Source organism: Bradyrhizobium sp. SZCCHNR1017, from assembly GCF_032381375.1.
Taxonomy (GTDB): domain Bacteria; phylum Pseudomonadota; class Alphaproteobacteria; order Rhizobiales; family Xanthobacteraceae; genus Bradyrhizobium.
The window spans coordinates 966,470-988,688 of the sequence record NZ_JAUHIR010000001.1 but is presented as its reverse complement, the minus strand read 5'-3'; the positions used below and the strand labels follow the sequence as shown (position 1 = coordinate 988,688).

The 22,219-nt window shown below is 65.4% G+C and carries 22 protein-coding genes; 11 read left to right on the top strand and 11 right to left on the bottom strand.

All coding sequences use genetic code 11. From position 1 onward, the window contains the following. Nucleotides 1-20: 20 nt before the first annotated feature. Nucleotides 21-1,199 (top strand): saccharopine dehydrogenase family protein, encoded by a 1,179-nt coding sequence (locus tag QW863_RS04605; protein WP_315711488.1) that lies wholly within the window; start codon nt 21-23, stop codon nt 1,197-1,199. A 39-nt stretch (nt 1,200-1,238) separates the two neighbouring features. Next, nucleotides 1,239-2,417 carry a saccharopine dehydrogenase family protein gene (locus QW863_RS04600; protein WP_315711489.1) on the top strand — a complete coding sequence of 393 codons (1,179 nt, stop codon included), beginning with the start codon at nt 1,239-1,241 and terminating at the stop codon, nt 2,415-2,417. Here QW863_RS04600 and QW863_RS04595 read toward each other — a convergent pair. The 3 genes from QW863_RS04595 to QW863_RS04585 all read right to left on the bottom strand — a co-directional run bounded on the left by QW863_RS04595 (nt 2,414) and on the right by QW863_RS04585 (nt 6,529). Further along, entirely contained in the window at nt 2,414-3,688 is a 1,275-nt protein-coding gene (locus QW863_RS04595) for an O-antigen ligase family protein (RefSeq protein WP_315711491.1), read from the bottom strand. The two genes, QW863_RS04600 and QW863_RS04595, sit on opposite strands and share 4 nt — an antisense overlap. Nucleotides 3,689-3,775: 87 nt before the next feature. After that, a complete protein-coding gene (locus QW863_RS04590; protein ID WP_315711493.1) occupies nt 3,776-5,305 on the bottom strand; it encodes an undecaprenyl-phosphate glucose phosphotransferase in 1,530 nt (509 codons plus the stop codon). Nucleotides 5,306-5,458: 153 nt separating this feature from the next. Next, the gene (locus QW863_RS04585; RefSeq protein WP_315712597.1) at nt 5,459-6,529 is read right to left on the bottom strand and encodes a glycosyltransferase family 4 protein; all 1,071 of its coding nucleotides are present in this window, start codon (nt 6,527-6,529) and stop codon (nt 5,459-5,461) included. Between QW863_RS04585 and QW863_RS04580 the strand changes: the two genes are divergently transcribed. Both QW863_RS04580 and QW863_RS04575 read left to right on the top strand, forming a co-directional pair. Beyond that, the gene (locus tag QW863_RS04580; protein ID WP_315712657.1) at nt 6,479-6,631 is read left to right on the top strand and encodes a hypothetical protein; all 153 of its coding nucleotides are present in this window, start codon (nt 6,479-6,481) and stop codon (nt 6,629-6,631) included. The two genes, QW863_RS04585 and QW863_RS04580, sit on opposite strands and share 51 nt — an antisense overlap. 325 nt (nt 6,632-6,956) lie before the next feature. After that, nucleotides 6,957-9,260: a lipopolysaccharide biosynthesis protein gene (locus tag QW863_RS04575; RefSeq protein WP_315711494.1), complete on the top strand. Its 2,304-nt coding sequence runs from the start codon at nt 6,957-6,959 to the stop codon at nt 9,258-9,260. Here the strand turns inward: QW863_RS04575 and QW863_RS04570 are convergent. Then, on the bottom strand, nt 9,257-10,507 hold the full coding sequence (locus tag QW863_RS04570) for a GNAT family N-acetyltransferase (protein ID WP_315711495.1): 1,251 nt from the start codon (nt 10,505-10,507) through the stop codon (nt 9,257-9,259). The genes QW863_RS04575 and QW863_RS04570 overlap by 4 nt on opposite strands. A 275-nt stretch (nt 10,508-10,782) precedes the next feature. On the opposite strand from QW863_RS04570, the gene QW863_RS04565 reads away from it, so the two are divergent. Then, on the top strand, nt 10,783-11,844 hold the full coding sequence (locus QW863_RS04565; protein WP_315711496.1) for a polysaccharide deacetylase family protein: 1,062 nt from the start codon (nt 10,783-10,785) through the stop codon (nt 11,842-11,844). Here QW863_RS04565 and QW863_RS04560 read toward each other — a convergent pair whose 3' ends face one another. Beyond that, nucleotides 11,845-12,066 (bottom strand): DUF2842 domain-containing protein, encoded by a 222-nt coding sequence (locus QW863_RS04560; protein ID WP_315711497.1) that lies wholly within the window; start codon nt 12,064-12,066, stop codon nt 11,845-11,847. 102 nt (nt 12,067-12,168) lie between these two features. Between QW863_RS04560 and QW863_RS04555 the strand changes: the two genes are divergently transcribed. The 4 genes from QW863_RS04555 (at nt 12,169) to QW863_RS04540 (ending at nt 14,786) form a co-directional block, all read left to right on the top strand. Continuing rightward, a complete protein-coding gene (locus tag QW863_RS04555; RefSeq protein ID WP_315711498.1) occupies nt 12,169-13,257 on the top strand; it encodes a COX15/CtaA family protein in 1,089 nt (362 codons plus the stop codon). Between the two features lie 704 nt (nt 13,258-13,961). Then, the gene (locus QW863_RS04550; RefSeq protein ID WP_315711499.1) at nt 13,962-14,255 is read left to right on the top strand and encodes a BrnT family toxin; all 294 of its coding nucleotides are present in this window, start codon (nt 13,962-13,964) and stop codon (nt 14,253-14,255) included. Further along, nucleotides 14,248-14,460 carry a hypothetical protein gene (locus QW863_RS04545; protein WP_315711501.1) on the top strand — a complete coding sequence of 71 codons (213 nt, stop codon included), beginning with the start codon at nt 14,248-14,250 and terminating at the stop codon, nt 14,458-14,460. The genes QW863_RS04550 and QW863_RS04545 overlap by 8 nt, the downstream gene beginning before the upstream one ends. A gap of 29 nt (nt 14,461-14,489) precedes the next feature. Continuing rightward, nucleotides 14,490-14,786, top strand: a complete 297-nt coding sequence (locus QW863_RS04540; protein WP_315711502.1) for a transcriptional regulator — start codon at nt 14,490-14,492, stop codon at nt 14,784-14,786. A gap of 174 nt (nt 14,787-14,960) precedes the next feature. Here QW863_RS04540 and QW863_RS04535 read toward each other — a convergent pair whose 3' ends face one another. Next, a complete protein-coding gene (locus QW863_RS04535) occupies nt 14,961-15,869 on the bottom strand; it encodes an amino acid ABC transporter substrate-binding protein (protein WP_315711503.1) in 909 nt (302 codons plus the stop codon). 171 nt (nt 15,870-16,040) lie between these two features. Next, complete coding sequence (locus QW863_RS04530; RefSeq protein WP_315711504.1) at nt 16,041-16,940, bottom strand: LysR family transcriptional regulator; 900 nt, start codon at nt 16,938-16,940, stop codon at nt 16,041-16,043. A 129-nt stretch (nt 16,941-17,069) separates the two neighbouring features. Here QW863_RS04530 and QW863_RS04525 point away from each other — a divergent pair, with 129 nt between their 5' ends. Beyond that, entirely contained in the window at nt 17,070-17,702 is a 633-nt protein-coding gene (locus QW863_RS04525) for an RraA family protein (RefSeq protein ID WP_315711505.1), read from the top strand. A 110-nt stretch (nt 17,703-17,812) separates the two neighbouring features. Here QW863_RS04525 and QW863_RS04520 read toward each other — a convergent pair whose 3' ends face one another. Then, nucleotides 17,813-18,151 carry a hypothetical protein gene (locus QW863_RS04520; protein ID WP_315711506.1) on the bottom strand — a complete coding sequence of 113 codons (339 nt, stop codon included), beginning with the start codon at nt 18,149-18,151 and terminating at the stop codon, nt 17,813-17,815. 240 nt (nt 18,152-18,391) lie between these two features. Between QW863_RS04520 and QW863_RS04515 the strand changes: the two genes are divergently transcribed. Next, entirely contained in the window at nt 18,392-18,664 is a 273-nt protein-coding gene (locus QW863_RS04515; protein ID WP_315711507.1) for a hypothetical protein, read from the top strand. A 330-nt stretch (nt 18,665-18,994) separates the two neighbouring features. On the opposite strand, the gene QW863_RS04510 is transcribed toward QW863_RS04515, so the two are convergent. The 3 genes from QW863_RS04510 to QW863_RS04500 form a co-directional block, all read right to left on the bottom strand. After that, entirely contained in the window at nt 18,995-20,278 is a 1,284-nt protein-coding gene (locus QW863_RS04510; RefSeq protein WP_315711508.1) for an O-acetylhomoserine aminocarboxypropyltransferase, read from the bottom strand. A gap of 225 nt (nt 20,279-20,503) precedes the next feature. Then, nucleotides 20,504-21,088 (bottom strand): CoA-binding protein, encoded by a 585-nt coding sequence (locus QW863_RS04505; protein ID WP_315711509.1) that lies wholly within the window; start codon nt 21,086-21,088, stop codon nt 20,504-20,506. A gap of 239 nt (nt 21,089-21,327) precedes the next feature. Beyond that, the gene (locus QW863_RS04500; RefSeq protein WP_315711510.1) at nt 21,328-22,149 is read right to left on the bottom strand and encodes an enoyl-CoA hydratase; all 822 of its coding nucleotides are present in this window, start codon (nt 22,147-22,149) and stop codon (nt 21,328-21,330) included. Nucleotides 22,150-22,219: the final 70 nt, after the last annotated feature.

Sequence of the window (22,219 nt, the reverse complement as noted above, 5' to 3'; positions counted from 1 at the left end):
CTGATCGCTAGGGAACAAGAATGACGTCATCCAAGTTCGATATCATCGTCTATGGCGCGACCGGTTTCACCGGGCAGCTCGTCGCTGAATATTTGGCCACGCAATATCGCGGCGACAGCTCGCTGCGCTGGGCGATGGCTGGTCGCAGCCTCGACAAGCTCGCGTCCGTGCGCGATGCGATCGGCGCGCCCGCCGATACGCCGCTGATCGCGGCCGATGCCGCCGATCCTGCATCCCTAAAGGCCATGGTGGCGCAGACGAAGCTGGTGCTGACCACCGTCGGTCCCTATCAGCTCTATGGCAACGAGCTCGTCGCGGCCTGCGCCGAGACCGGCACCGACTACGTCGATTTGTGCGGCGAGCCGGTGTGGATGCGGCAGATGATCGACAAGCATCAGGCCACCGCCGAGAAGAGCGGCGCGCGCATCGTGTTCTCCTGCGGCTTCGATTCCGTGCCGTTCGAGCTCGGCGTCTATTTCGTGCAGCAGCAGGCCAAGAAGGTGCTCGGCGCCGCAGCGTCGCGTGTGAAGGGCCGCGTCCGCGGCATGAGCGGCACGCTCTCGGGCGGCACCGCGGCGAGCGCCAAGGCGACCTTCGATGCGGTCGCCAAGGATCTGAGCCTGGTCGCGATCCTCAAGGACTCGTTCGCCCTGACGCCCGGCTTCAAGGGTCCGAAGCAGCCGTCGGGCAACAAGCCCGTCTATGAGGAAGATCTGCAGTCCTGGACGGCGCCGTTCATGATGGCGCTGATCAACACCCGCAATGTCCACCGCTCCAACATGCTAATGGGTTTTCCCTACGGGCAGGACTTCGTCTATGACGAGATGGTGCTGACCGGCCCGGGCGAGAAGGGCGAGGCCAACGCCAAGAAGGTGATGGCGGCGAATGCCGAGAAAACCGGCCCCAACGCGCCGAAGCCGGGCGAGGGTCCCTCGAAGGAGGAGCGCGAGAACGGCTACTACAATCTTCTCTTCGTCGCGATAGCCCCCGACGGCCGCCAGGTCCGCGCATCCGTGAAGGGCAACCGCGATCCCGGCTACGGTTCGACCTCGAAGATGATCAGTGAATGCGCCGTCGGCCTGTTGCGCGACGGCGCCGGCGTGAAGGGCGGGTTCTGGACCCCGGGCGCGGCGCTCCGCGACAGCCTGATCCAGCGGCTGGTGGACCACGCCGGCCTGACGTTCACGGTGGAGGGCTAAGAGCGGTGGAATCCATCCGCCGCGGCCCAGAGAGCAACCATGACGTCGGCTAAATTCGACATCGTCGTTTATGGTGCAACCGGTTTCACCGGCCAACTCGTGGCCGAGTATCTCGCCGCGCGCGGTAGCGGCGAAGCCAAGCTGAGCTGGGCCATGGCTGGGCGCAGCCGCGACAAGCTCGCCAAGGTGCGCGATGCGGTCGGAGCGCCGCCTGATCTGCCGCTGATCGTGGCCGATTCCAGCGACCCCGGCTCCATTCGCACGATGGTCGATCAGGCTAGACTGGTGTTGACTACGGTCGGACCCTATCAGCTCTACGGGGCCGATGTGCTCGCCGCCTGCGTCGCTGCGGGGACCGATTATGTCGATCTCTGTGGCGAGCCGCTGTGGATGCGCCAGATGATCGAGAAGCATCGAGATGAGGCGGAGCACAGCGGTGCAAGAATCCTGTTCTCGTGTGGCTTCGACTCGGTGCCGTTCGAGCTCGGCGTGCTGTTCGTGCAGCAGCAGGCAAAACAGGTGCTAGGTGCGCCACAGCCGCGCGTGAAGGGGCGCATTCGCGGCATGAGCGGCTCGCTGTCGGGCGGCACTTCGGCGAGCGCCAAGGCAACAGCGGCGGCATTGACCGCCGATTTGAGCCTTGTGGCGATCATGAAGGACCCGTTCGCGCTGACGCCGGGATTCACCGGCCCGAAGCAGCCACCGGCCAACCGACCGATCTATGAGGAGGATCTCCAGTCTTGGGCCGCGCCGTTTGCAATGGCGCTGGTCAACACACGCAACGTCCATCGTGCCAACGTGCTGATGGGTTTTCCGTACGGGCAGGACTTTGTCTACGACGAAATGGTGCTGACGGGCGATGGAGAGGAAGGCCAAGCCAACGCCAAGTTGGTCATGGCGGCAAATGCCGAGAAGACCGGCCCGAATGCGCCCAAGGTCGGGGAGGGGCCCTCGAAGGAGATGGGGGACAACGGATACTTCGACCTGTTGTACGTCGCAGTGTCTCCCGACGGACGGCGCGTTTGCGCGTCGGTGAAAGGGAAGGGCGATCCCGGCTACGGTCTGACGGCGAGGATGATCAGCGAATGCGCCATCGGCCTGCAGCGCGATGGTGCCGTTGTGAAGGGCGGTTTCTGGACGCCCGGCGCCGCGCTCGGCGACAGCTTGATCAAGCGGCTGGTCGACCACGCCTGCCTGACGTTCACGGTGGAGGATTAGTAGGCTGCGATGTGCGGGCCGATCCCTGCGGATCGGTTCGCCTCGGCCTGATGGGCGCGCGTGGCGGCGATCATGCCCCACATCGTGCCGAGCATCAGGAAGAAATGCCGCCAGTGGTCGGTGTCGATGATGAAGCTTTCGCCGACGGTGCCGAGGAACGCCGAGAATACCGCGATGTAGGTGCGCTGCCAGGGCACGCGCACGAACAGATAGCGGAAGCCGAGAATGACAGTGGTGAACACCAGCGCGGGATAGCAGATGCCGGACAGCCAGCCACCCGACATGAAGGCGTTCAGATAGGAGTTGTGGGTGTCCTCGGGGAAGTAGTTGTGGAACTGCAGCGGCCCGATCCCGAACGGCAGGTCGAGCGCCATGTCGGCGCCGAGAATGTGGCGTCCGAAGCGTCCGAAGCGGCCCTCGTCATAGCTCTGGTCGAAGCTTGCCCGCTGCTTGAACATGTCGGCGATGGAATCGATCGAGAGCAGAACGCCGATCAGGACGATGCCGGCCACGGCGGCCGCCAACGTCATGAAGATGATGCGGGAGCGCTCGCCCCGCGTCTGGCTGGTGAGCACCATCATCGCCAGCATGAAGGCGGCGGTGAGGACGAGGCCGCCCCAGGCCGCGCGCGAGAAGGCGAGCAGGATGGCGAGCGCCATCACGCCGAGCGCAAAGCTGGCGCGCAATGTCGCGGCGAAGCGGGCGGTCACGACGTTCTGCAGCGCGAGCAGCGCCGGCAGGATCAGGAACGCGCCGAGCACGTTGGGGTCCTTGAACGTGCCGCGCGCGCGGCCATACAAGGTGAGGAGATCGTAGCCACCGGGCACCAGATGGAAATAGCCGGCGACACCCGCGAGGGCTGCGATCGCGCCGCCCATCACGAGGCCGCGCCGGAGCATGTCGAGCCGCGATTCGGTATCGTCCGACGTGAGCATGGCAATGAAGATCGCCGTGAACGCCATGTACCAGGAGGTGGCGATCCAGGTCGCGATCTTGGAATCGTCGAGCAGCGGTATCGCGCTGATCGTGTAGCCGAGATTGACCAGGACCAGCAACAGGAGGAGCGGCAGGAAGACGAGGCGCAGCCTCATGCCGGTCGCGAAGAACACCGCGGCGGAGGCGAGCGTGACGAGCTCATAGGGGCTCGGTTCGATGAACACGATGGCGCCGGAGACCCCGACCAGCCAGACCAGCGTGCGCTGCAGGGCGACGACGCCCGGAGGGGCCATCGGCCTGGATGCGAACTCTTCGGCTGCTGCCGTCACGGCCATCGCGAACTCACACTCATACGCAGCGCACGGCGGGATCGGCCAGACACACGCGCGAAGCGGACGTGGGCCCGCTCCGGATCCCCGCGATCAATAGGCGTTCTCGCTCTTGGTCATCAGCGCCAGCGGCGTCTTGAGCAGGATGTAGAGGTCGAACAGCACGGACCAGTTCTCGATGTAGTAGAGGTCGAACTCGACTCGCTTCTGGATCTTCTCCTGGTTGTCGATCTCGCCGCGCCAGCCGTTGATCTGGGCCCATCCAGTGATCCCCGGCTTGACGCGGTGGCGCGCGAAGTAGCCGTCGACGGCCTCGTCGAACATCCGGTTCTGCAATTTGCCCTGCACGGCGTGCGGCCGCGGACCGACCAGCGAGAGGTTGCCCTTGAACACCACGTTGAACAGTTGCGGCAGCTCATCGAGGCTGGTCTTGCGGATGAAGCGGCCGACGCGGGTCACACGTGGATCGTTCTTGGTGACGACCTTGGACGCCGTGGGATCAGCCTGATGGTGATAGAGCGACCGGAACTTGAAGACGTCGATGCGCTCGTTGTTGAAGCCGAACCGCTTCTGCCGGAACAGCACCGGTCCCGGGCTGTCGAGCTTGATCGCAAGCGCAACCAGCGCCATCACCGGCAGTGCGAGCAGCAGGATGAGGCCGCCGACCAGTCGATCGAACAGCATTTTCATCACCAGATCCCAGTCGGTGATCGGCGCCTCGAACACGTCGAGCGTCGGGACCGCACCGAGATAGGAATAGGAACGCGGACGGAAACGCAGCTTGTTGGTATGGGCCGAAAGGCGGATGTCGACCGGCAGCACCCACAGCTTCTTCAGCATGTCCAGGATGCGGGTCTCCGCCGAGATCGGCAGCGCGAACAGCACCAGGTCGACGCGGGTGCGGCGGGCAAACTCGACGATATCGTCGACCTTGCCGAGCTTCGGCGCACCGGCGCAGGCCTCGAGCGATCGCGAGTCGTTGCGGTCGTCGAACACGCCGAGGATCTCGATCTCGGAGTCGTCCTGCGCCTTCAGCGCACGCACCAGGTCCTCGCCGCTCTGGTCGGCTCCGACGATGATGGTCCGTCGATCGAGACGTCCTTGCCTGGCCCAGCTGCGGATCAGGTTGCGCAGCACGACGCGGCTCGCGATCAGCGCGCCGAGCCCCACGAAGAAGAACGCGGCGAGCCAGAGACGGGAGACTTCGCTGCCGATCTTGGCGAAGAAGGACAGTCCTATGAACAGCAGGAACACGAAGCAGTAGGACGAGATCATCCGGGTCATCTGCCGCACCTGGGCGCGGAAGACCTGGATCTGGTAGATGTCGGCGGCCTGGAAGCACACCACGGCGCTCACGGCGAGGCCGACGATGGCAACGAGATACTCCCAATGGAAGCCGCTGAGCGGAACCACGTAGCCGAAATAGACGACGCTGCCGACGACGCTCAGCAGCACGAAATCGGTGATGCGGACGATGCCGGCGAGGACGATCGGAGAGTAGGCGCGGTGAACCTTCTGATTGGCGACCGCCAGGGCCGCCGGCGACAGGCGGCGACGCCGTTCAACGGCCGGCTTGTCTGCCGCGGCCGTCGATGCGGCCGTGGCCGCAGCAGCATCCAACATCGAGCGAGCGTTGATCGGTTCCACAGTCGTACAAGCCCGGATTATGTTTGTTAGTATTTGTGGTCATGTAAGCGCTGATAGCGCCGGGGGAAATTCCCCACCGGCGGGATTAAGGGCCAAATCGGAAGAAACGGTTAGCGATGGTAAATGACGTCAGGTCTTGGTAAACGCCTCGCGGTAGCTGTCGAGCACGCCTTCGACCATCGCCTTCTGCGAGAAATGCTGGAAGATCCGCTCGCGCAGCGCCTTGGCGCGCAGCTGCGCGGTAGCCGGATCGTCCAGTGCGGCTGCGATGGCGTCGGCCAGCGCGGTCGCGTTGCCTGGCATGAACATCGCGTCGTCGTGCGCCCCGAAGATCTCGGGGATGCCGCCGACCCTCGCCGCGATCATCGGAACCCCAGCGGCTCCCGCCTCGATCACGACATAGGGCATTGAATCGCCACGCGATGGAACGACGAGCAGTCGTCCTTTGGAAAATCCGTCGCGGGCCTTCACATGGCCGATGAAACGCACTGCGGCCGCAAGACCGAGGCGTTCGACCTGAGCTTTGAGCTTCGACATCTCCTCGCCGTCGCCGCCCAAGGTCAGCGTCAGCGGCCGGCCACGGGAGCGCAACTGCGCGACAGCGTCGATCAGCAGATCCGTGCCCTTGATGTGCCTGAACTCTCCGACATAAGCCAGGTCGGTCTGGTCCTGAGCCGGCGTGACCGGGTCGAATTCGCCTGCAGTGACGCCGTTGAAGACGCAATTCACCAATCCGTTGGGATGGCCGATCATGCGCTCATAGGTATCGCGGGCGAAGGCGCTCTCGAACAGGAAGAGATCCGTCCGGTTCATCAGCGCACGTTCAAGCCGGCCATACAGCGCGCCTTTGAGCGTGTCGAGCGGGTAGTGCAGCGAGCCGCCGTGAGGCGTGTAGATGCGGATCGTTCCTGGCCGATGCGGCAGCAGGCGTACGAACGCGCCGGCTTTGGCGCCGTGGCCGTGCAGCACGTCGGGGGCGAGCGCGCGGGAGAGGCGATGGAATCGGCTGAGTGCCAGAATGTCGCTCGGCCAAGGCTCCCGATGAATGGGAACGCGGTGCACGCCGAGTGTCAGGCGAGGCGCGATCTGGGCCAGCGCGGCATCGGCGCGTTCGCCGCCGGTCAGGCTGTCCGCAATGATGCCCACGTCATGCCCGCGATCGACCTGGCCGTTGGCAAGGTCGAGGATGTGCCGAAAGATGCCGCCGACGGGAGCTCTGACCGCGTGAAGGATTTTGAGAGGTTTGTTCTGCGACGGTGCCATGTCGAACTCGCCCGCGCCTTCGGCCTGCGCGTGGTTTAGCCAGGCGTCGCTGCGCGAGCTGATCTGACGACTGGCGGATAGAGGAAGCACGGGCGCCTCTCGTCGCTGAATATTGGTAGCTCCAACCTCGATAGAGGCTTGATGGTTAACAAAGTCTCACTTGTCGTCACTGCCGGGCAGGTTCGCTCCAGCATTGTGACGATCTGGCGCAAGCCTACGTGTTGCAAGCAGCATTTGGCGAAGGATGACGATTGTTCGATAGGGCGAGGTTGCAGGCGCTCCGGTTAACCCGTCAGCAACCTTAATGGAGTGTAATTGTACCACGTATGGTAGCGGCGTGGCGTAGGTCTCGCGGGAGTGGATGATGCGGTTGGCGTTCTGGCGTGCCGGCGAGAAGACACAGGTTGACGGAGCCTCCGTCCGACCCGTGACAGGCTCGCCATCGTCGGCGGAGCCGGGCCCGGCCGGCGATCTCGATCTCCGGCTGGTCGGCCGCGCCTTGGCACGAAAGCGTGGCTTCATTCTTTTGCCGACGCTGCTCGCTCTCGTTCTGTCGATCACCGCGGTCAACATGATCACGCCGCGCTACAAGTCCGAAGCGCGGATCCTGATCGACGGACGCGAGAACGTGTTCGTGCGGCCGAACGGGGAGCGTACCGAAGAGCGGACGGCACTCGATGCCGAGGCGGTCACGAGCCAGGTGCAACTGGTCCTGTCGCGAGATCTGGCGCGCGACATTATCGCGAAGAACAGGTTGGGCGAGCTGCCGGAGTTTGATCCCGTCCTGCGCGGCGTGTCGCCGCTGAAGTCGGTCTTGGCGATGGTCGGGCTCGTGAAGGATCCGCTTGCCATGACGCCGGACGAACGCGTCATGGATGCCTATTACGAACGCCTGACCGTCTACGCCGTCGACAAATCGCGCGTCCTCGTCGTCGAGTTCCAGTCGCAGGATCCGGCGCTTGCGGCGAAGGTCGCGAATTCGATCGCGGACGGCTATCTCGTTGTTCAGCAGAACGCTCGGCAGGCGCAGGCGAAGTCCGCCAGCCAGTGGCTGGCCGGGGAGATCCAGGGCCTGCGCAAGAAGGTCGAGGAGGCGGAATCGCGGGTCGAGGAGTTCCGCGCCAAGTCGAATTCGTTCATGGGGACCAACAACACCTCGCTGTCCAACCAGCAGATGGGCGAGGTCAATACCCAGCTCAACAATGCGCGCGCCTTGAAATCGGATGCCGAGACCAAGGCGCGGCTGATCCGCGAGATGCTGCAGAGCGGCCAGCCGATCGAGGCGTCCGAGGTGCTCAATTCGGAGCTGATGCGGCGCTTGTCGGAGCAGCGCGTGAGCCTGCGCGCGCAACTCGCGGAACAGTCGTCGACGCTGCTCGACAATCACCCGCGCATCAAGGAACTGAAGGCGCAACTGGCTGATCTCGACCGCCAGATCCGCGACGAGGCCGGCAAGATCTCCCGCTCGCTCGACAGCGACGCGCGTATCGCCGACGGGCGGGTGCAGATGCTGAGCCAGAGCCTCGATCAGGCCAAGAAGCAGGCCACCTCCACCAATGGCCTCGATGTCCAGCTGCGGGCGCTGGAGCGGGATGCCAAATCGCAGCGCGACCTGCTGGAATCGTATCTCGCCAAGTACCGCGAGGCGAACACCCGTGAGTCGCTCGACACCCCGCCCGCGGATGGGCGGATCATCTCGCGGGCGGTGCTGTCCAACACGCCGGCGTATCCGAAGAAGCTGCCGATCGTGCTGATCGCCACATTGGCGACCTTGATGCTGACCTCGGGCGTGGTCATCACCGGCGAGTTGCTGCGCCTCACGGCTCCGCGTGCGGTGGGCCCAGCCGCCCCGGCCATGAGCAGCATGGCCGATGTCATGGTGCTCGCGGCGCGGGTCGAGCCGATGATCGCCCCGCGTACGGTCTCCGCATCGCCGGCCGTTGCACCACCATCGACGCCGGCGCCGGTTGAGGCCGCGCGTCCGGCTTCGGTACCGCCGCCCCCCACCGCCATGCAGCCAGCCGAGGCGCCGTCGGCCGAGCCGGTCAAGCCGGCGCCGCCACCGCCGAACGAGACCGAGCAACTCGCAGCCGATCTGCTCGGCGCGGGCGAGGGCGCCCGCAAGGTCACCGTGCTCGGCACGGTCGGCGGCGAGGCCGTCACGTCCACTGCGCTCGCGATCGCCCGCACCATGGCGGCGCAGGCGCGCGTGGTGCTGGTCGACCTCGCCGGCAGCCCGCAACTGCTTGCAGGCGTCTCGGTCGATCCGGCCGCGCCCGGGCTGATCGAGCTGATGCTGGGCGAGGCATCGTTCGCGTCCATCATCACCAAGGACCAGGCCTCGCGGCTGCACATCGTCAATGCCGGCCGTCCCGGCGCCGACCGCAGCCAACTGCAATCGCCGCGGCTCGCGCTTGCGATCGACGCACTGTTGCGCGTCTACGACCACGTCCTGCTCGACGCTGGCAATGCATCCGACCTGCCGGCCGAGCTGCTGACCGCGGGCGCGCGCGCCGTCGTCGTGCCCGATCCCAAGATGGCCGCCGAGGCGCGCAGCCAGATGGGCGAGCAGCTGCGCGAGGTCGGTTTCGGCGCCGTCACCATGCTGAAGGCACCGGCCGGAGGCGCCAACCGCAACCAGCCGGGGCCGCGCGGCGTCGCCGCCTAATCTTCGGCCCTCTCGTCAGCCTTGGCGGCGCCGCCACGCGATTGCAGCGCGCCGCGCAGCTGTTGCGCCAGACGGAACAGGGCAGGGCTGTGCTTGACGGCATGCTTGGCCCGTCCAACCGCAGCCATCGTCGTCGCGGCGACGCGACCCCGCGCGGTCAACGGCATGAAGCTGTCGAAGATCGGCTCGTCATCCTTGCAGAACATCCGCTTGTAGTCGTCCGATCCGATGCCGAGATCGAGGGCACGAAAATCCTGTTGCGCGTAGTGATCGATGATCGAGCGCATCAGGATCAGGCCGGGGCTCCAGCGCGCATTCTCCGACAACGTATAGGTGTTGAACATCATCGAGAAGCGCGCCCCGTCGGCGACGCCGGCAAACAATGCGATGATCTCGTCGTCGCAGCGCAGCGCGTGGATATCGATGGCGCGATGCCCGCAGTCGAGCTTTCCCATACAGGCGCTTCGCACGAATGCCTCGATGCCGGGCTCGGCGAATACGTTCGGCAGCCTCTGCTCGGCCATTCGGATCGGCTTGGTGCGGAAGAACCAGTCGAGCAGCTCGGCGATCTCGGCGTCGCTGCTTGCGACCATGTAGCGGTAGCCGGGCAGCGCCTGCAGCTTCTTTTCCTTGCTCTTCAGCCGCTTTCGGAACGAATTCGACAACAGCGCCGTCGGCGCAGCCCCCGGCGGCATCAACAGCACCGGACAGTCGTTCACCGACGGCTGGTGCGGCCATTGCGCCAGCGGATTGGCGAGATCGCGCCAGCGCTCCGGCTGCTGTGTCAAGGCGAGCAGGTCGACACCGCCGCGATCGCGCAGCCCTGCGAGCAGGACGTCGAGATCGCCGGCGCTGGCGCGCGCGGCGAATTCGCGATCCATCAGCGGCATGTTGAAGGTCGTATGCTTGCCGCCCATGAAGGTGGCGATGCGCACGCCGCGGGCGATGCGCACGCCGCGGGCGTGCCGCAACGTCAGCGGCAGCAGCAGCAGCGGGCGTTGCTCGGCATCACGCCCGATGACGATGAACGGCGTCGCATGTTCGCGCGCGCCGACGTCGCGCTGCCATGCGCCGAGCAGGTCGAAGCGCTGGTAGGGCGTCGAGACATGTTCGGGGACTTCGAGCGCGCGCCAGACCGGCTCGGCGGCAGCCAGATCGGACACGATGTCGACCCGCGCGAGCCCCGACGGCAGCCGCCGCGCGGGCGCCTGCGCCGTCCGGCTCTCGATCACGGCGGCCATGGTCATCGCGCTGCTCGCGTTGTCGTGGAATTTTGTTGCTTGACGTCCGGAGACCCTCGCAAAGAAGTCTCAACAAAAGGTAATGGCAATGACGTCGTCCCAAATCGGGAATGGCACAAACAAAGACCTGTTCAAATCGGCAGCGGCCACGCGATCTTGACGGCGGATGGTCGCTATCATCGGATGGCGGTGATCATGACGCGATCGCGCCACGGTCTGTCCGCATCAGGTGGGCGCGGACGGTCTGGTTTCAAGTGGGATTCGGGGAAGGGGCGCGGGAATTGTCGTCGGACAACAGGTGGCTGCGCAGCGCCCGGCTCGAGCTGGCCTATTTCAGCGGTGGCACGCTGCTCGCGTCGCGCGCCACGGGTGGCGCGGGCGCCGTGCTGCGGTTCGAGCGCGTGCGCCCGCGGCGCAAGGGCGCGTTCCAGCCGCTGAAATGCGCGGAGATCACCCCCGTTTTCCTCGACAAGGTGATCCGGGCGCTGAGGCGCTGGGGCTATGACATCGTCTCGCTCGACGAGGCCTGCGACCGCGCCGTGCGCCTTCCCCAAAGCAGCCGCTTCGCCTGCCTGAGCTTCGACGGCACCGCGAAGGACCTGATCACGCACGCCTATCCGGTGCTGGCGCGCCACGGCGTGCCGTTCACCGTTTACGTGCCCTCGGCCTTCCCCGATGGGCTCGGCGAAGCCTGGTGGCTGGCGCTGGAGGCCGTGATCGCGCGCGAGACGCGCATCAGCCTCGTGATCGACCATCGGGAACAGCGCTTCAACGTGGTCACGCCGGCCGAAAAATACGAGCTGTTCGCGTATCTTTCGGCGTGGCTGCGCAAGCTGCCACCGGCCGAGCTGTCGATCGCGATCCGCGACCTCTGCTCGCGCCATTCGGTCGATCTCGCCGCCCTCAGCCGTGAGGCCTCGATGGACTGGGCCGACATCGCCCGTCTCGCCGCCGACCCCAACGTCACGATCGGCAGTGCCACCGTGCATTACTCCGTGCTCGCCAATCTCAGGGATGCCGACGCCCAGCGCGAGATCACGATGGGCAAGGCGGTGCTGGAGACGGCGCTGCGCCGCCCGGTCCGGCACATGGCGTATCCGTTCGGCGGCCGCTATTCGTTCCGCCGCAGCGACGTCGTGCTCGCCGAGCAGGCGGGCTTCGTCAGCGCGGCCTCGACGATGCCAGGCGTCGTGCAGAGCGAGGGCCGCACGCATCTGCACATGCTGCCGCGGATCGCCTGGGACGGCCGCTCGCGCTCGCTGCGCGCCTTGAAGGTGCTGATGGCCGGCATCACCCTGCCGCGGGAAAAATCCGCGCCGCAGCCGAAGCTCGATCTCGGCTGATCAGCCCTGCTGCCGCTCCGGATCCGGGCGCAGCATCCAGCTCACGATCGGCATCGCGGGCAGCACCCAGCCCATGCCGACCACGACGTAATACACCGCCTGCAGCCAGCCCGAATTGGCTATCAGGGGGAATTGCGCCATCACCATGCCCATCATCGACCAGGCGAAGGCGAGCAGGAGCAGCGCGACGGCGCCGATCAGTTTGCGGGTGCGGATCGTCATGACGGGATTGTCAGCCTCGGCTGGGGGCGGCGCGGCTTGCGCGTGATTTCCCCGGGATTATAAGGGCCTGTCAGCCCCGGTTCAATCGAGCGTTCAACGTCCATGACCACGGTTCCCCGCACGACAGATCTTGCCGCGATCCGCATCTGGCTGCTCGCCGTCGCCGGCCTGATCGCGCTGATGGTGTTGGTCGGCGGCGCCACGCGGCTGACCGAATCCGGGCTGTCGATCGTCGAATGGAAGCCGGTCACCGGCACCCTGCCGCCGTTGTCCGAGCAGGCCTGGACCGACGCCTTCGAGGCCTACAAGACCATTCCGCAGTATCGGCAGATGAACGCCGGCATGACCCTGCACGAGTTCAAGACCATCTTCTGGTGGGAATGGAGCCATCGGCTGCTCGGCCGCGTCATCGGCATGGTCTATCTGCTGCCGTTCCTGTGGTTCCTGTGGCGCGGCGCCGTGTCCGGCCCGCTCGGCCGCAGGCTGTGGCTGATCTTCGGCCTCGGCGCGCTGCAGGGCGCGGTCGGCTGGTGGATGGTGGCCTCCGGCCTCACCGAGCGCACCGAGGTGGCGCCGGTCCGTCTCGCGACGCACCTCTCGCTGGCGCTGTTGATCTATGCGTCGATCGTCTGGACCTTGCGGCGGCTTTCGTCGCGTGAGGAAACCGCGGCACCGGCGCGGCTGCGGCTCACCGCGTGGATGCTGGTCGGCGTCACCTTCGTGCAGCTCTATCTCGGGGCGCTGGTCGCCGGCCTGCGCGCCGGCCTCGTCTACAACACCTGGCCGGAAATCGACGGCGGCCTGATCCCGAAGGCGGCCAATCTGTGGATCCATTCGCCGTGGTGGATCAATCTGTTCGAGAACGATCTGACGGTGCAGTTCATGCATCGCATGACCGCCTACACGCTGCTGGCATTGGCAGCCTGGCACGCCTTCGACGTGATGCGTGCCGGCGTCGGCCGCGACGTGGTGCGCGGCGCGCACCGGCTGCTGGCGGCGATCCTGGTGCAGGCGGTGCTCGGCATTCTCACCTTGCTGGCGCTGGTCCCGATCTCGCTGGCGCTGCTGCATCAGGGCACGGCCATCATCGTGCTGACCTTCGCCGTGCTGCAGGCCGAACGCCTGTCGCCGCGACGTGTCGCTGTTGTCGCCGTGCCGCAGACGGCCGTGGCGGCCGGGCAGGCGGGGTAGGGCGTTCTCGCGCTCGCTGTTGCAGCGACCTCCGCCGTCATTCCGGGGCGCCCGCAGGGCGAGCCCGGAATCCATTGAGCCGCGAGACACGCTGGAAAATGGATTCCGGGCTCGTGCTGCGCACGCCCCGGAATGACGGTGGAGAGACATTCGCGCAAGCCAACAAGCGTGACTACGCACGCTGCGCAATGATGTGAAGACAAACATCCTCTTCCTCGCGCGCAATCACGCCGAGTTCTGCCGGTCGTTTCACCCTCGAAACACGCGAGGGCGCAGGGAAGGCCGGATGCCTGGCCGGCACCCATGGCCCGCGTGCAAAGAAAAGAGCACGCGGCGGTCACCACAGGTACGGCCTGATACATCCGGCCTTCCCCGCGCGATGGTTTTAACGCTTATACGCGATCTCCCCGGGGACCGGGCTCTCTTGCCCCCGTCATCTCGCGCGATGCGTTGAGCACCGACACGAGACTTGGCGCCAGCGTCGGGGCGCCAGGACCACGCGATTTCGCCGTCCGTGACAATCCGCTCGTCCGCGCAAACCTTCGTCCACGCACGGCCCGCCACGTCCACCGCATTCCCAATCCCACGCAACTGGACGATCCGGAAGCGCCCCTCGGCTGGACAGGAACAAAAAGAGAACATAAGCTGATTTGCGTCGTTTGGCAAGCGTGGCGTGTCGCGGACATCGCCGGGTGGGGCGGACCATGCAATTCGAGTTCGATTGGGATCCGGCCAAGGCAGAGAGCAATCTGCGCAAGCATGGCGTTGCGTTTGAGCAGGCGATGAGCATCTTCGGCGATCCGTTGGCGCTCTCGCGTCTCGATGACGGATCTGGCGCAGGCGAGGAACGATGGGTTACGATGGGACGCAATATTGCTCACGAGCTACTGCTGGTCGTGCATACGTACACGGAGCTATCGGCAGACCGCGCAGCGATCCGCATCATTTCTGTCCGTCGCCCGACCCGACGCGAAATCCGCTCCTACGAGAATGGGTGATCCGATGAAGGATGAATACGATTTCTCGAACGCCGAACGCGGCAAGTTCTTTCGCAAGGGCGCGCGAATGCTGCCTCCGGTGCATCTCGAGCCTGATGTGCTCGATCACCTGACCGGGCTGGCCAGCGCGCGGGGCGTCTCGTTGACCGAATTGGTCAACACGCTTCTCAAGGAGGATATTGAGCGGATCGAGGCTGCGAAATAGCTCTTTGGGAGTTTCTGCGAGCACCTCATGTGCCTTCGCGACCAGACTTCCGCGACACGGTTCGGGCGCGCGCGGACCGCGATCCGGCGTTTCGCGAGGCGTTGCGCGGAGAGGTCGATGACGGCCGCGCCGGCCTGCGTGCGTATATCAACGCAACGATCGGCTTCGAGGCGTTGAGCAACGCGCTTGGGCGGCCGTCGAAGAGCCCGATGCGCATGTTAGGGCCATCCGGCAATCCCACGGCCGAGAACCTGCTTGGCGTGATCGGCGTGTTGCAGGCAGAGACAGGCGTGCAGTTCGACGTGCGCGTCGTGGTCGCGGAGTGAGTTACTGGCGCGCGCGGATCAACAAGATCACAGCTGCTCTCAACCAATGAAGAACGAATACGACTTCTCGAACGCCGCCGCTGATCTCGGCAATATCCGATGGCCGTCTGTCGCAGGCGACCGCGGCGGATGAGGCTGTCTCCGCCGTTGCCGTTTGCACGGATACCGCAGGCTTCAATCGGGCGCATACGCGTCCGGGTCGGGACTGCTGCTGGGCGACTTGAACGCGGCGCGCAGGGGGGCCGGCATCTGGTAGTTGAAGTTGATCCCGGTCGGCGGCACGGGTGACTCGAACCATTTCTTGTAGAGCGCGTCGATGGCGGGGCTCTGATAGAGCTCGGCGGTGACGCGATCGGCGATGGCCTTGAACGGCGCATCGTCCTTGCGCAGCATGATGCCAAAAGGCTCGGGCTTGGAGAATGCGTCGTTGCTGATCATGTACGCCGCCGGGTCCTTCGACCGCGCGATGGCGACCGCGAGCTGGACGTCGTCGAGCACATAGGCCTGAGCCCGGTCGGTCTCCAGCATCAGGAACGCTTCGGCCTGGTCCTTGGCCGGAACGATGTTGATGCCGAGCTTGCGTTCGACATTGACCTTGTTCAACTGGGCGATGTTGGTCGATCCGGCGATCGCGACGGCCGTCTTTCCCCTGAGGTCGTCGATCGTCTGGAGCGAGAGCGATTTCTTGGCCGCATAGCGTGTGGCGCTGAGAAAGTGCGTATTGGCAAAGGCCACGAGCTTCTGACGTTCGGCGTTGTTGGTGGTGGAGGCGCACAGGAGGTCGATCGTGCCGTTCGTCATCAGCGGGATGCGATTGGAGGACGTCACCGGAACGGTTTCGATCGTGAGGTTAGGAAGCCCCAGCTCCTTTTTGACCGCATCCGCGATCCGGCCGCAGATGTCGAGCGCGTAGCCCACCGGCTTCTGGTTGCCGTCGAGATAGCTGAACGGCACCGACGATTCCTGGAAGCCGATCGATATCCTGTTCGTCTCCTTGATCTTCTGGAGCGTGCCCGTCAGTTCCTCGGCGCCGGCGGCGTTTGCAGCGAGCGCTGCCGTCAGCAGAAGTCCCCAAATGCGCATCAAGCCTCTCCTCGCAGCAACCCTCTTCGCGCGTGCAGCGTTGCCCGCGCAGCGGTGATGCAGCCTCGCTGCGTCCGGCCTGGATGAAAAGGGATAAAACCGCCTTATTTCTCATTCCTGGAAGTGATGGATCGCCGCGCCGGGCGTCGTCGCCGGGTTCACCTGCCCGGTCTAACCTTCGAGTTGACGGCCGAAATCGCAGGTCTGGCGCGCCAGCTCCGCTACGGCGGCCGCGAAGGCCGAGGGTCTGTCGTTGCGATACATGGCCGCATAGGGCACGGCCGGCAGCGTCGGCTTGACGGGCAGGATGACCAGCTTCTTCTGCTCGAAGAGAGGACGAAAACAGCGTTGCGGAAGATAGCTGATGCCGAGGCCGGCCACGGCGAGCCCGACCAGCGCGGTCAGATTGTCGACCGAGATGGCGCGCTTGAACGAGACGCCGTTGGCCGCGAGCCATTTGTTGACGAAGAGGCCGGAGCCCGAGCGACGGCCCTGCATCAGAATCGTATGATGACCAAGCTCGTCGAAATCGAGGCTCCGGCGCGCTCTGACCAGGCCGGGGCGCGCCGTCCACACGTTCTGCACTTCGGCAAGCCGCACCGACGTCACCTCCGGGTCGGAGAAGACGTCCGGGATGACGACGAGATCGAGGCTGCCCTCGATCAGCCGATCGTAGAGGCTTCGGGAGGTTTCGACTTCAGGCTCGATCATCACCGCCGGATGGGCTTCGCGAATCGCCGAAACCAGACGCGGCAGCCATGTCAGCGCTGACAGCTCCGTCGCCCCAAGCCGCAGGCGGCGGGCCGGTGACTGCCGGCCGTCCTTCAACTCCAGGATCTGGTCCTGCAACGCCAACATCTGTCGGCCAAGAGCAAGAATCTGCTCGCCACGTTCGGTCAGGCGAGCCCCGCGCTGGCTGCGATCAAACAGCGGAACGCGCGCGGAGGCCTCGAGCTCCTGGATGCGCTTCGAGATCGCCGATTGCGTGGTGTTCAGCTTGGCTGCGGCGCGTTCGAACGTGCCAAGCTCCGCGATCCAGTTCAAAGCTTCCAGCTGCTTCAGGGTGACCATGTTCGCATTCAAAAAAGAGATGGATCGATATCTCCATTTATCGGTTTTCTGAATTCAAGGCGAGTCCTACACCGCCGAGGCGGCGCGCCATCGAGCGACGCTCTGGACTGTGCAAGACGGGGAGCGAGAATGGGTGAGGGACAAGCGCAGCCTGGTGCGCCGATCGATGCGGCGGTCGTCGCCGCGTTCAAGAGCGTTTCCACGGCCGTGATCAGTGACAACCTTCAGCGGCTGCCTGGTGCAGCCAGTCTACGGCCATTCTATACGGGCTCGCCGATGGCCGGGATCGCGCTGACCGTGAATACGGCGCCGGGGGACAATCTCTTCATTCATCGCGCGCTCGATCTCATCACGCCTGGCGACGTCCTCGTCGTCAATGGCGGCGGCAACGAGACGCGGGCATTGGTCGGCGAGATCATCGCCGCCATCGCGAGGGAACGCGGCGCGGCCGGGATCGTCGTCGACGGTGCGATCAGGGACTCCGGTGTGCTGATGAAGTCCGACTTCCCCGTGTTCGCGCGTGCGGTCAATCACCGCGGCCCCTACAAGAACGGTCCCGGCGAGATCAACGTGCCGGTGTCGATCGGCGGCATGATCGTCACGCCAGGCGATATCGTGGTTGCCGACGCCGACGGAGTGGTCGCTTTCGCGCCGGCGATCGCACCCGAACTGCTCGCCTCCGCCCGCGCGCAGGAGCAGCGTGAAGCCGAAATCCTGGCGAGCATCCGCGCAGGGCGCTATGGCGGTGCCTACGCAAAATAGGCGTCTATTGCGGTCATCCGTACGAGCCTTGGCGGTATGCGGGACCTCGTCCTCGTCGTCCCGGATGTCGCTTCGCTCATCCAGGCTACTGCATGCCAACGGCACCCCGCTCAGCAATACCCATACACGCCGCACGCGTAGGGCAGGCGGAACATGTAGTTGGTATAGCCTTCTCCGCCGTAATAGGGGCCCTGGTAGTCGTAGGAGAAGGCGCGGCCGTAATAGCCGGGCAGCTCCTGGCGCCCGAACAGCAGCGGCGTCGAGGGCCACATCGGGGAGATCAGCGAGTCCTGGTCCCTGACGACGACGACCGTCGGCGGCGGCTCTCTCACGGCGCGGCGGGCCTTGGTGTGCACGATCTTGTCGTGGACGGCCGGCAGGTCGGCTGCGAGCACGACGCCATTCGCCGCGATGGCCGCCAGCAGCATCATGATCACCAACGTTCGCATCCTGCTCTCCTCGACTTCTGTTCGGGTGGTATCGGCGCTTCGCGATACATCCACCGCTGCTTTCACGCGGGTCCGGAAGGCGATTCCACGGGTGGCAGGATGAGCCGGGTATGGTTAACGAAATCCTTCCGGCATCCGACGGTTGGCCGCAATCATCCGTAGAAGGACGGGCATTTTCAGCTTTTGTTAAGTTCTGCGGGTGCAAGCTTACTGCTGCCGGCGATTTTGAAGGTCGGCCGAGTGCAGCCCGGCCGCTGCGTCCGGGCGCGAAAATCTCTGCTGCATTTCATCAGAGTCTCAGACCAGAAGGTTTCGAGCATGTCGGTGATCATGTTTTCGGCGTCGGCGCGCCAAAATCTCCAATCACGGACCGGCTCAGTCAACGCTGAACTCGCTGCCATCGACGAGCGCGCCGCCGGCCTGCAGGCGCTGTCGGCGAGCCGGCTGATCGCGGCCTCCGCGCTGCCTCTGGCCGGCCAGATGCACGCGCGCCTGTTGCAGCTGATGAGATGATCACCTGGAGTTAACGAGGGCGCGGTCCGAGAAGCCGGCAACGGCCCGGCCGTGGGACGAAGGAGAGCGCGGAAGCCCAAGGGGGCCGCCCGCGCTCTCTTTGTTTTCGGGGCCGCTTGCTGCCTCAGCTGTCAGTTGTTCGTCATGCGCGGGCTTTTCCCGCCTGCGGGGCCGAAGCCCCTTCGGCGCGGCGACGGCCCGCGCATCCACGTCGTCATTGCCGGGGCAAAGACATGAATGGCCGGGACAAGCCCGGCCATGACGTGGTGAGAGATGCGCTCGTCATGCCGCATGTCGACGCGCGGCGCGATCCGTGGAGCGAAACGCGCCTTACGCGCTCAGCGCCTGCTCGAGGTCGGCGATCAGGTCTTCCTTGTCCTCGATGCCGACGGAGATGCGGACGATGTCGGGGCCGGCGCCGGCCTTGATCTTCGCGGCGTCGTCGAGCTGGCTGTGCGTGGTCGAGGCCGGGTGGATCACCAGCGAGCGGGTGTCGCCGACATTGGCGAGATGCGAGAACAGCTTCAGGTTCGACACCAGCTTGACGCCGGCGTCGTAGCCGCCCTTGAGCGAGAAGGTGAACACGGCGCCGGCGCCCTTCGGGCAGTATTTGCGGGCGAGCGTGTAATACTTGTCCTCGGGCAGGCCGGCGTAGTTCACCGAGGCCACGCCGGGATGCTTGCCGAGATATTCGGCGACGGCTTTGGCATTGTCGCAGTGCTTCTGCATGCGCAGCGGCAGGGTCTCGATGCCGGTGAGGATCATGAAGGCGTTGAATGGCGACAGCGCCGGTCCGAGATCACGCAAGCCCAGCACGCGGCAGGCGATCGCGAAGGCGAAATTGCCGAACGTCTCGTGCAGGCGAATGCCGTGATATTCGGGACGCGGCTGCGTCAGCATCGGATATTTGTCGCCACTGCCGGCCCAGTCGAAGGTGCCGGCATCGACGATGACGCCGCCGATCGAGTTGCCGTGGCCGCCAAGGAACTTGGTCAGCGAGTGCAGCACGATGTCGGCGCCGTGATCGATCGGGCGGATCAGGTAGGGCGAAGCCAAGGTGTTGTCGACGATCAGCGGCACGCCCGCCTTGCGCGCCACCTGCGCGACCGCCTCGATGTCGGTGATGGTGCCGCCGGGATTGGCGATCGACTCGATGAATACAGCCTTGGTGCGTGGGCTCACCGCCGCCTCGAAGCTCGCGACGTCATCGGTGTCGGCCCACACCACGTTCCAGCCAAAGCTCTTGAACGAATGCGTGAACTGGTTGATCGAGCCGCCATAGAGTTTTCGCGCGGCGATGAACTCGTCGCCGGGGGACAGCAACTGCTGCAGCGCCACGACCTGCGCGGCATGGCCCGAGGCAACGGCAAGCGCGGCGGTGCCGCCCTCGAGCGCGGCGACGCGCTCCTCCAGCACGGCGTTGGTCGGGTTGCCGATGCGGGTGTAGATGTTGCCGAATGCCTGCAGTCCGAACAGCGAGGCGGCGTGGTCGGCATCGTTGAACACGAACGACGTGGTCTGGTAGATCGGCGTCGCCCGCGCGCCGGTGGTCGGGTCGGGCTGGGCGCCGGCGTGAATGGCAAGGGTGGCAAATCCCGGGGGACGTTCGGTCATGGTGTTTCCTCTTGGCTTGATCCGTTGCGCGCCGGCGCCGGCTGGCGCAGGGATCGATGATGGGAGACGGTGTCGATAGCGCGCATCGTGCGCCTCCGCGTCATCCCGGCGGAGGACATTTGCCAGCGGCCAGGATGGCGTCAAGGCTGCCGGCGCCGATCGCTCCGATTTGAAATGCGCTGCTGTGTCGCGCCGTCGTCGCGACACGTTCCTTTCGCAGATGCGTCAGGCGGGATCGCTTCTGTCCTTCGCGGCGCGGTCGGCCGCGGCCGTCGTGCCGCCGCCGACGCTGGTGCGGTTCAGCGACAGCCGCATGCCTTGCGTCGGGATCGGCGCGCGCTTGGCGCTGATGGTGCGCGAGTTGACGCCCATCCAGGAGATCTCCGACGACAGCCGGCCATATTCGATCTTTGGGCAGCGGTTCATCACGACCTTCAGCCCAGCGGCCTCGGCCTTTTCGGCCGCCGCATCGTCACGCGCGCCGAGCTGCATCCAGATCACCTTCGGCAAGGGTGAGAGCTTCAGCGCCTCGTCGACGACGGGCATGATGTGCTGCGAGCTCCGGAAGATGTCGACCATGTCGAGCGGGCGGCCAATGTCGGCGAGCGAGGCGACGAAGGGGCGGCCCATCAGGCTCTTGCCGACATGGCCGGGGTTCACCGGGATCATGTCGTAGCCGCGCTGCACCAGATATTTGAAGGCGAAGAAGCTCGGCCGGATCTCCGACGGCGAGGCGCCGACCATCGCGATCACCTTCACGCCGTTGAGAATGCCGCGGATGTAGTCGTCGGGATAGGTGTCGTGATTCATGAGCGGTGCAATCTGTTAGTTGCTGTCATTCCGGGGCGTGCGCAGCACGAGCCCGGAATCCATACTCCCGATCGTGGTTATGGATTCCGGGCTCGCCCTCCGGGCGCCCCGGAATGACGAGCCAGTTTCAGTTTCTGTCATTGCGAGGAGCACTTGCGACGAAGCAATCCAGGGGCTCGAGCGGGACTCTGGATTGCTTCGCTGCGCTCGCAATGACGAAGGAGAGAGCAGGGCGAGCTTCACTCGTCCCGCCAATTCGGCGTCCGCTTCTCGATGAAGGCGCCGATGCCTTCTTCCGCGTCGCGGGCCAGCATGTTTTCGGTCATCACCTCTGCCGCATAGCGATAGGCGTCGGCAAGGCTCATCTCGGCCTGGCGGTAGAATGCCTCCTTGCCGAGCTTGATCGTATAGGCTGATTTGCGCGCCACTTGTTGTGCCAGCGCAATCGCGGTGTCGCGTTCCGTGCCGGCCGTGACCACGCGGTTGACGAGGCCCAATTCGCGGGCGCGGACAGCGGGAACCGGCTCGCCGGTCAGCAGCATCTCCATCGCCTGCTTGCGGGGTACGTTGCGCGACAGCGCCACCATCGGCGTCGAGCAGAACAGGCCGATGTCGACGCCGGGCGTGGCGAACGAGGCGCGCTCGGAGGCGACGGCGAGATCGCAGCTCGCGACCAGTTGGCAGCCGGCGGCGGTGGCGATGCCCTGCACGGACGCGACAACCGGCTTGGGCAGATGCACGATCGCCTGCATCATCGCACTGCAGGCGTTCATCAGCCGGGCGAAGAAGGCGCGGCCGCGGTCGGCCTCGCTGCGATGCGCGGTGAGTTCCTTGAGGTCATGGCCGGCGCAGAACGCAGGGCCATTCGCTGCGATCACCACGGCGCGCACGGCCTTGTCGGCGCCGATCTCGGCCAGGGCCCGATGCAGCTCTGCGATCAGCGGCTCCGACAGGCTGTTGCGCTGTGCCGGGCGGTTGAGCGTGAGCACGGCGACGGGGCCCGCCATCTCGCGCAACAGAATCGGCGTATCGGCGGCGTCGGCGGGGGCAGGGACGGACATTGCGATTTCCATATGGGCGCATCGATGCAGCTAATGTAACAGATGAGCAACGACGAGAGCAGGGGGAGAG

Coding starts and splice junctions, on each gene's coding strand:
- QW863_RS04605 (WP_315711488.1), top strand. CDS start 21: ATGACGTCATCCAAGTTCGATATCATCGTCTATGGCGCGACCGGTTTC.
- QW863_RS04600 (WP_315711489.1), top strand. CDS start 1,239: ATGACGTCGGCTAAATTCGACATCGTCGTTTATGGTGCAACCGGTTTC.
- QW863_RS04595 (WP_315711491.1), bottom strand. CDS start 3,688: ATGGCCGTGACGGCAGCAGCCGAAGAGTTCGCATCCAGGCCGATGGCC.
- QW863_RS04590 (WP_315711493.1), bottom strand. CDS start 5,305: ATGTTGGATGCTGCTGCGGCCACGGCCGCATCGACGGCCGCGGCAGAC.
- QW863_RS04580 (WP_315712657.1), top strand. CDS start 6,479: ATGCCCGCGATCGACCTGGCCGTTGGCAAGGTCGAGGATGTGCCGAAA.
- QW863_RS04575 (WP_315711494.1), top strand. CDS start 6,957: ATGCGGTTGGCGTTCTGGCGTGCCGGCGAGAAGACACAGGTTGACGGA.
- QW863_RS04570 (WP_315711495.1), bottom strand. CDS start 10,507: ATGACCATGGCCGCCGTGATCGAGAGCCGGACGGCGCAGGCGCCCGCG.
- QW863_RS04560 (WP_315711497.1), bottom strand. CDS start 12,066: ATGACGATCCGCACCCGCAAACTGATCGGCGCCGTCGCGCTGCTCCTG.
- QW863_RS04555 (WP_315711498.1), top strand. CDS start 12,169: ATGACCACGGTTCCCCGCACGACAGATCTTGCCGCGATCCGCATCTGG.
- QW863_RS04550 (WP_315711499.1), top strand. CDS start 13,962: ATGCAATTCGAGTTCGATTGGGATCCGGCCAAGGCAGAGAGCAATCTG.
- QW863_RS04545 (WP_315711501.1), top strand. CDS start 14,248: ATGGGTGATCCGATGAAGGATGAATACGATTTCTCGAACGCCGAACGC.
- QW863_RS04535 (WP_315711503.1), bottom strand. CDS start 15,869: ATGCGCATTTGGGGACTTCTGCTGACGGCAGCGCTCGCTGCAAACGCC.
- QW863_RS04530 (WP_315711504.1), bottom strand. CDS start 16,940: ATGGTCACCCTGAAGCAGCTGGAAGCTTTGAACTGGATCGCGGAGCTT.
- QW863_RS04525 (WP_315711505.1), top strand. CDS start 17,070: ATGGGTGAGGGACAAGCGCAGCCTGGTGCGCCGATCGATGCGGCGGTC.
- QW863_RS04520 (WP_315711506.1), bottom strand. CDS start 18,151: ATGCGAACGTTGGTGATCATGATGCTGCTGGCGGCCATCGCGGCGAAT.
- QW863_RS04510 (WP_315711508.1), bottom strand. CDS start 20,278: ATGACCGAACGTCCCCCGGGATTTGCCACCCTTGCCATTCACGCCGGC.
- QW863_RS04505 (WP_315711509.1), bottom strand. CDS start 21,088: ATGAATCACGACACCTATCCCGACGACTACATCCGCGGCATTCTCAAC.
- QW863_RS04500 (WP_315711510.1), bottom strand. CDS start 22,149: ATGTCCGTCCCTGCCCCCGCCGACGCCGCCGATACGCCGATTCTGTTG.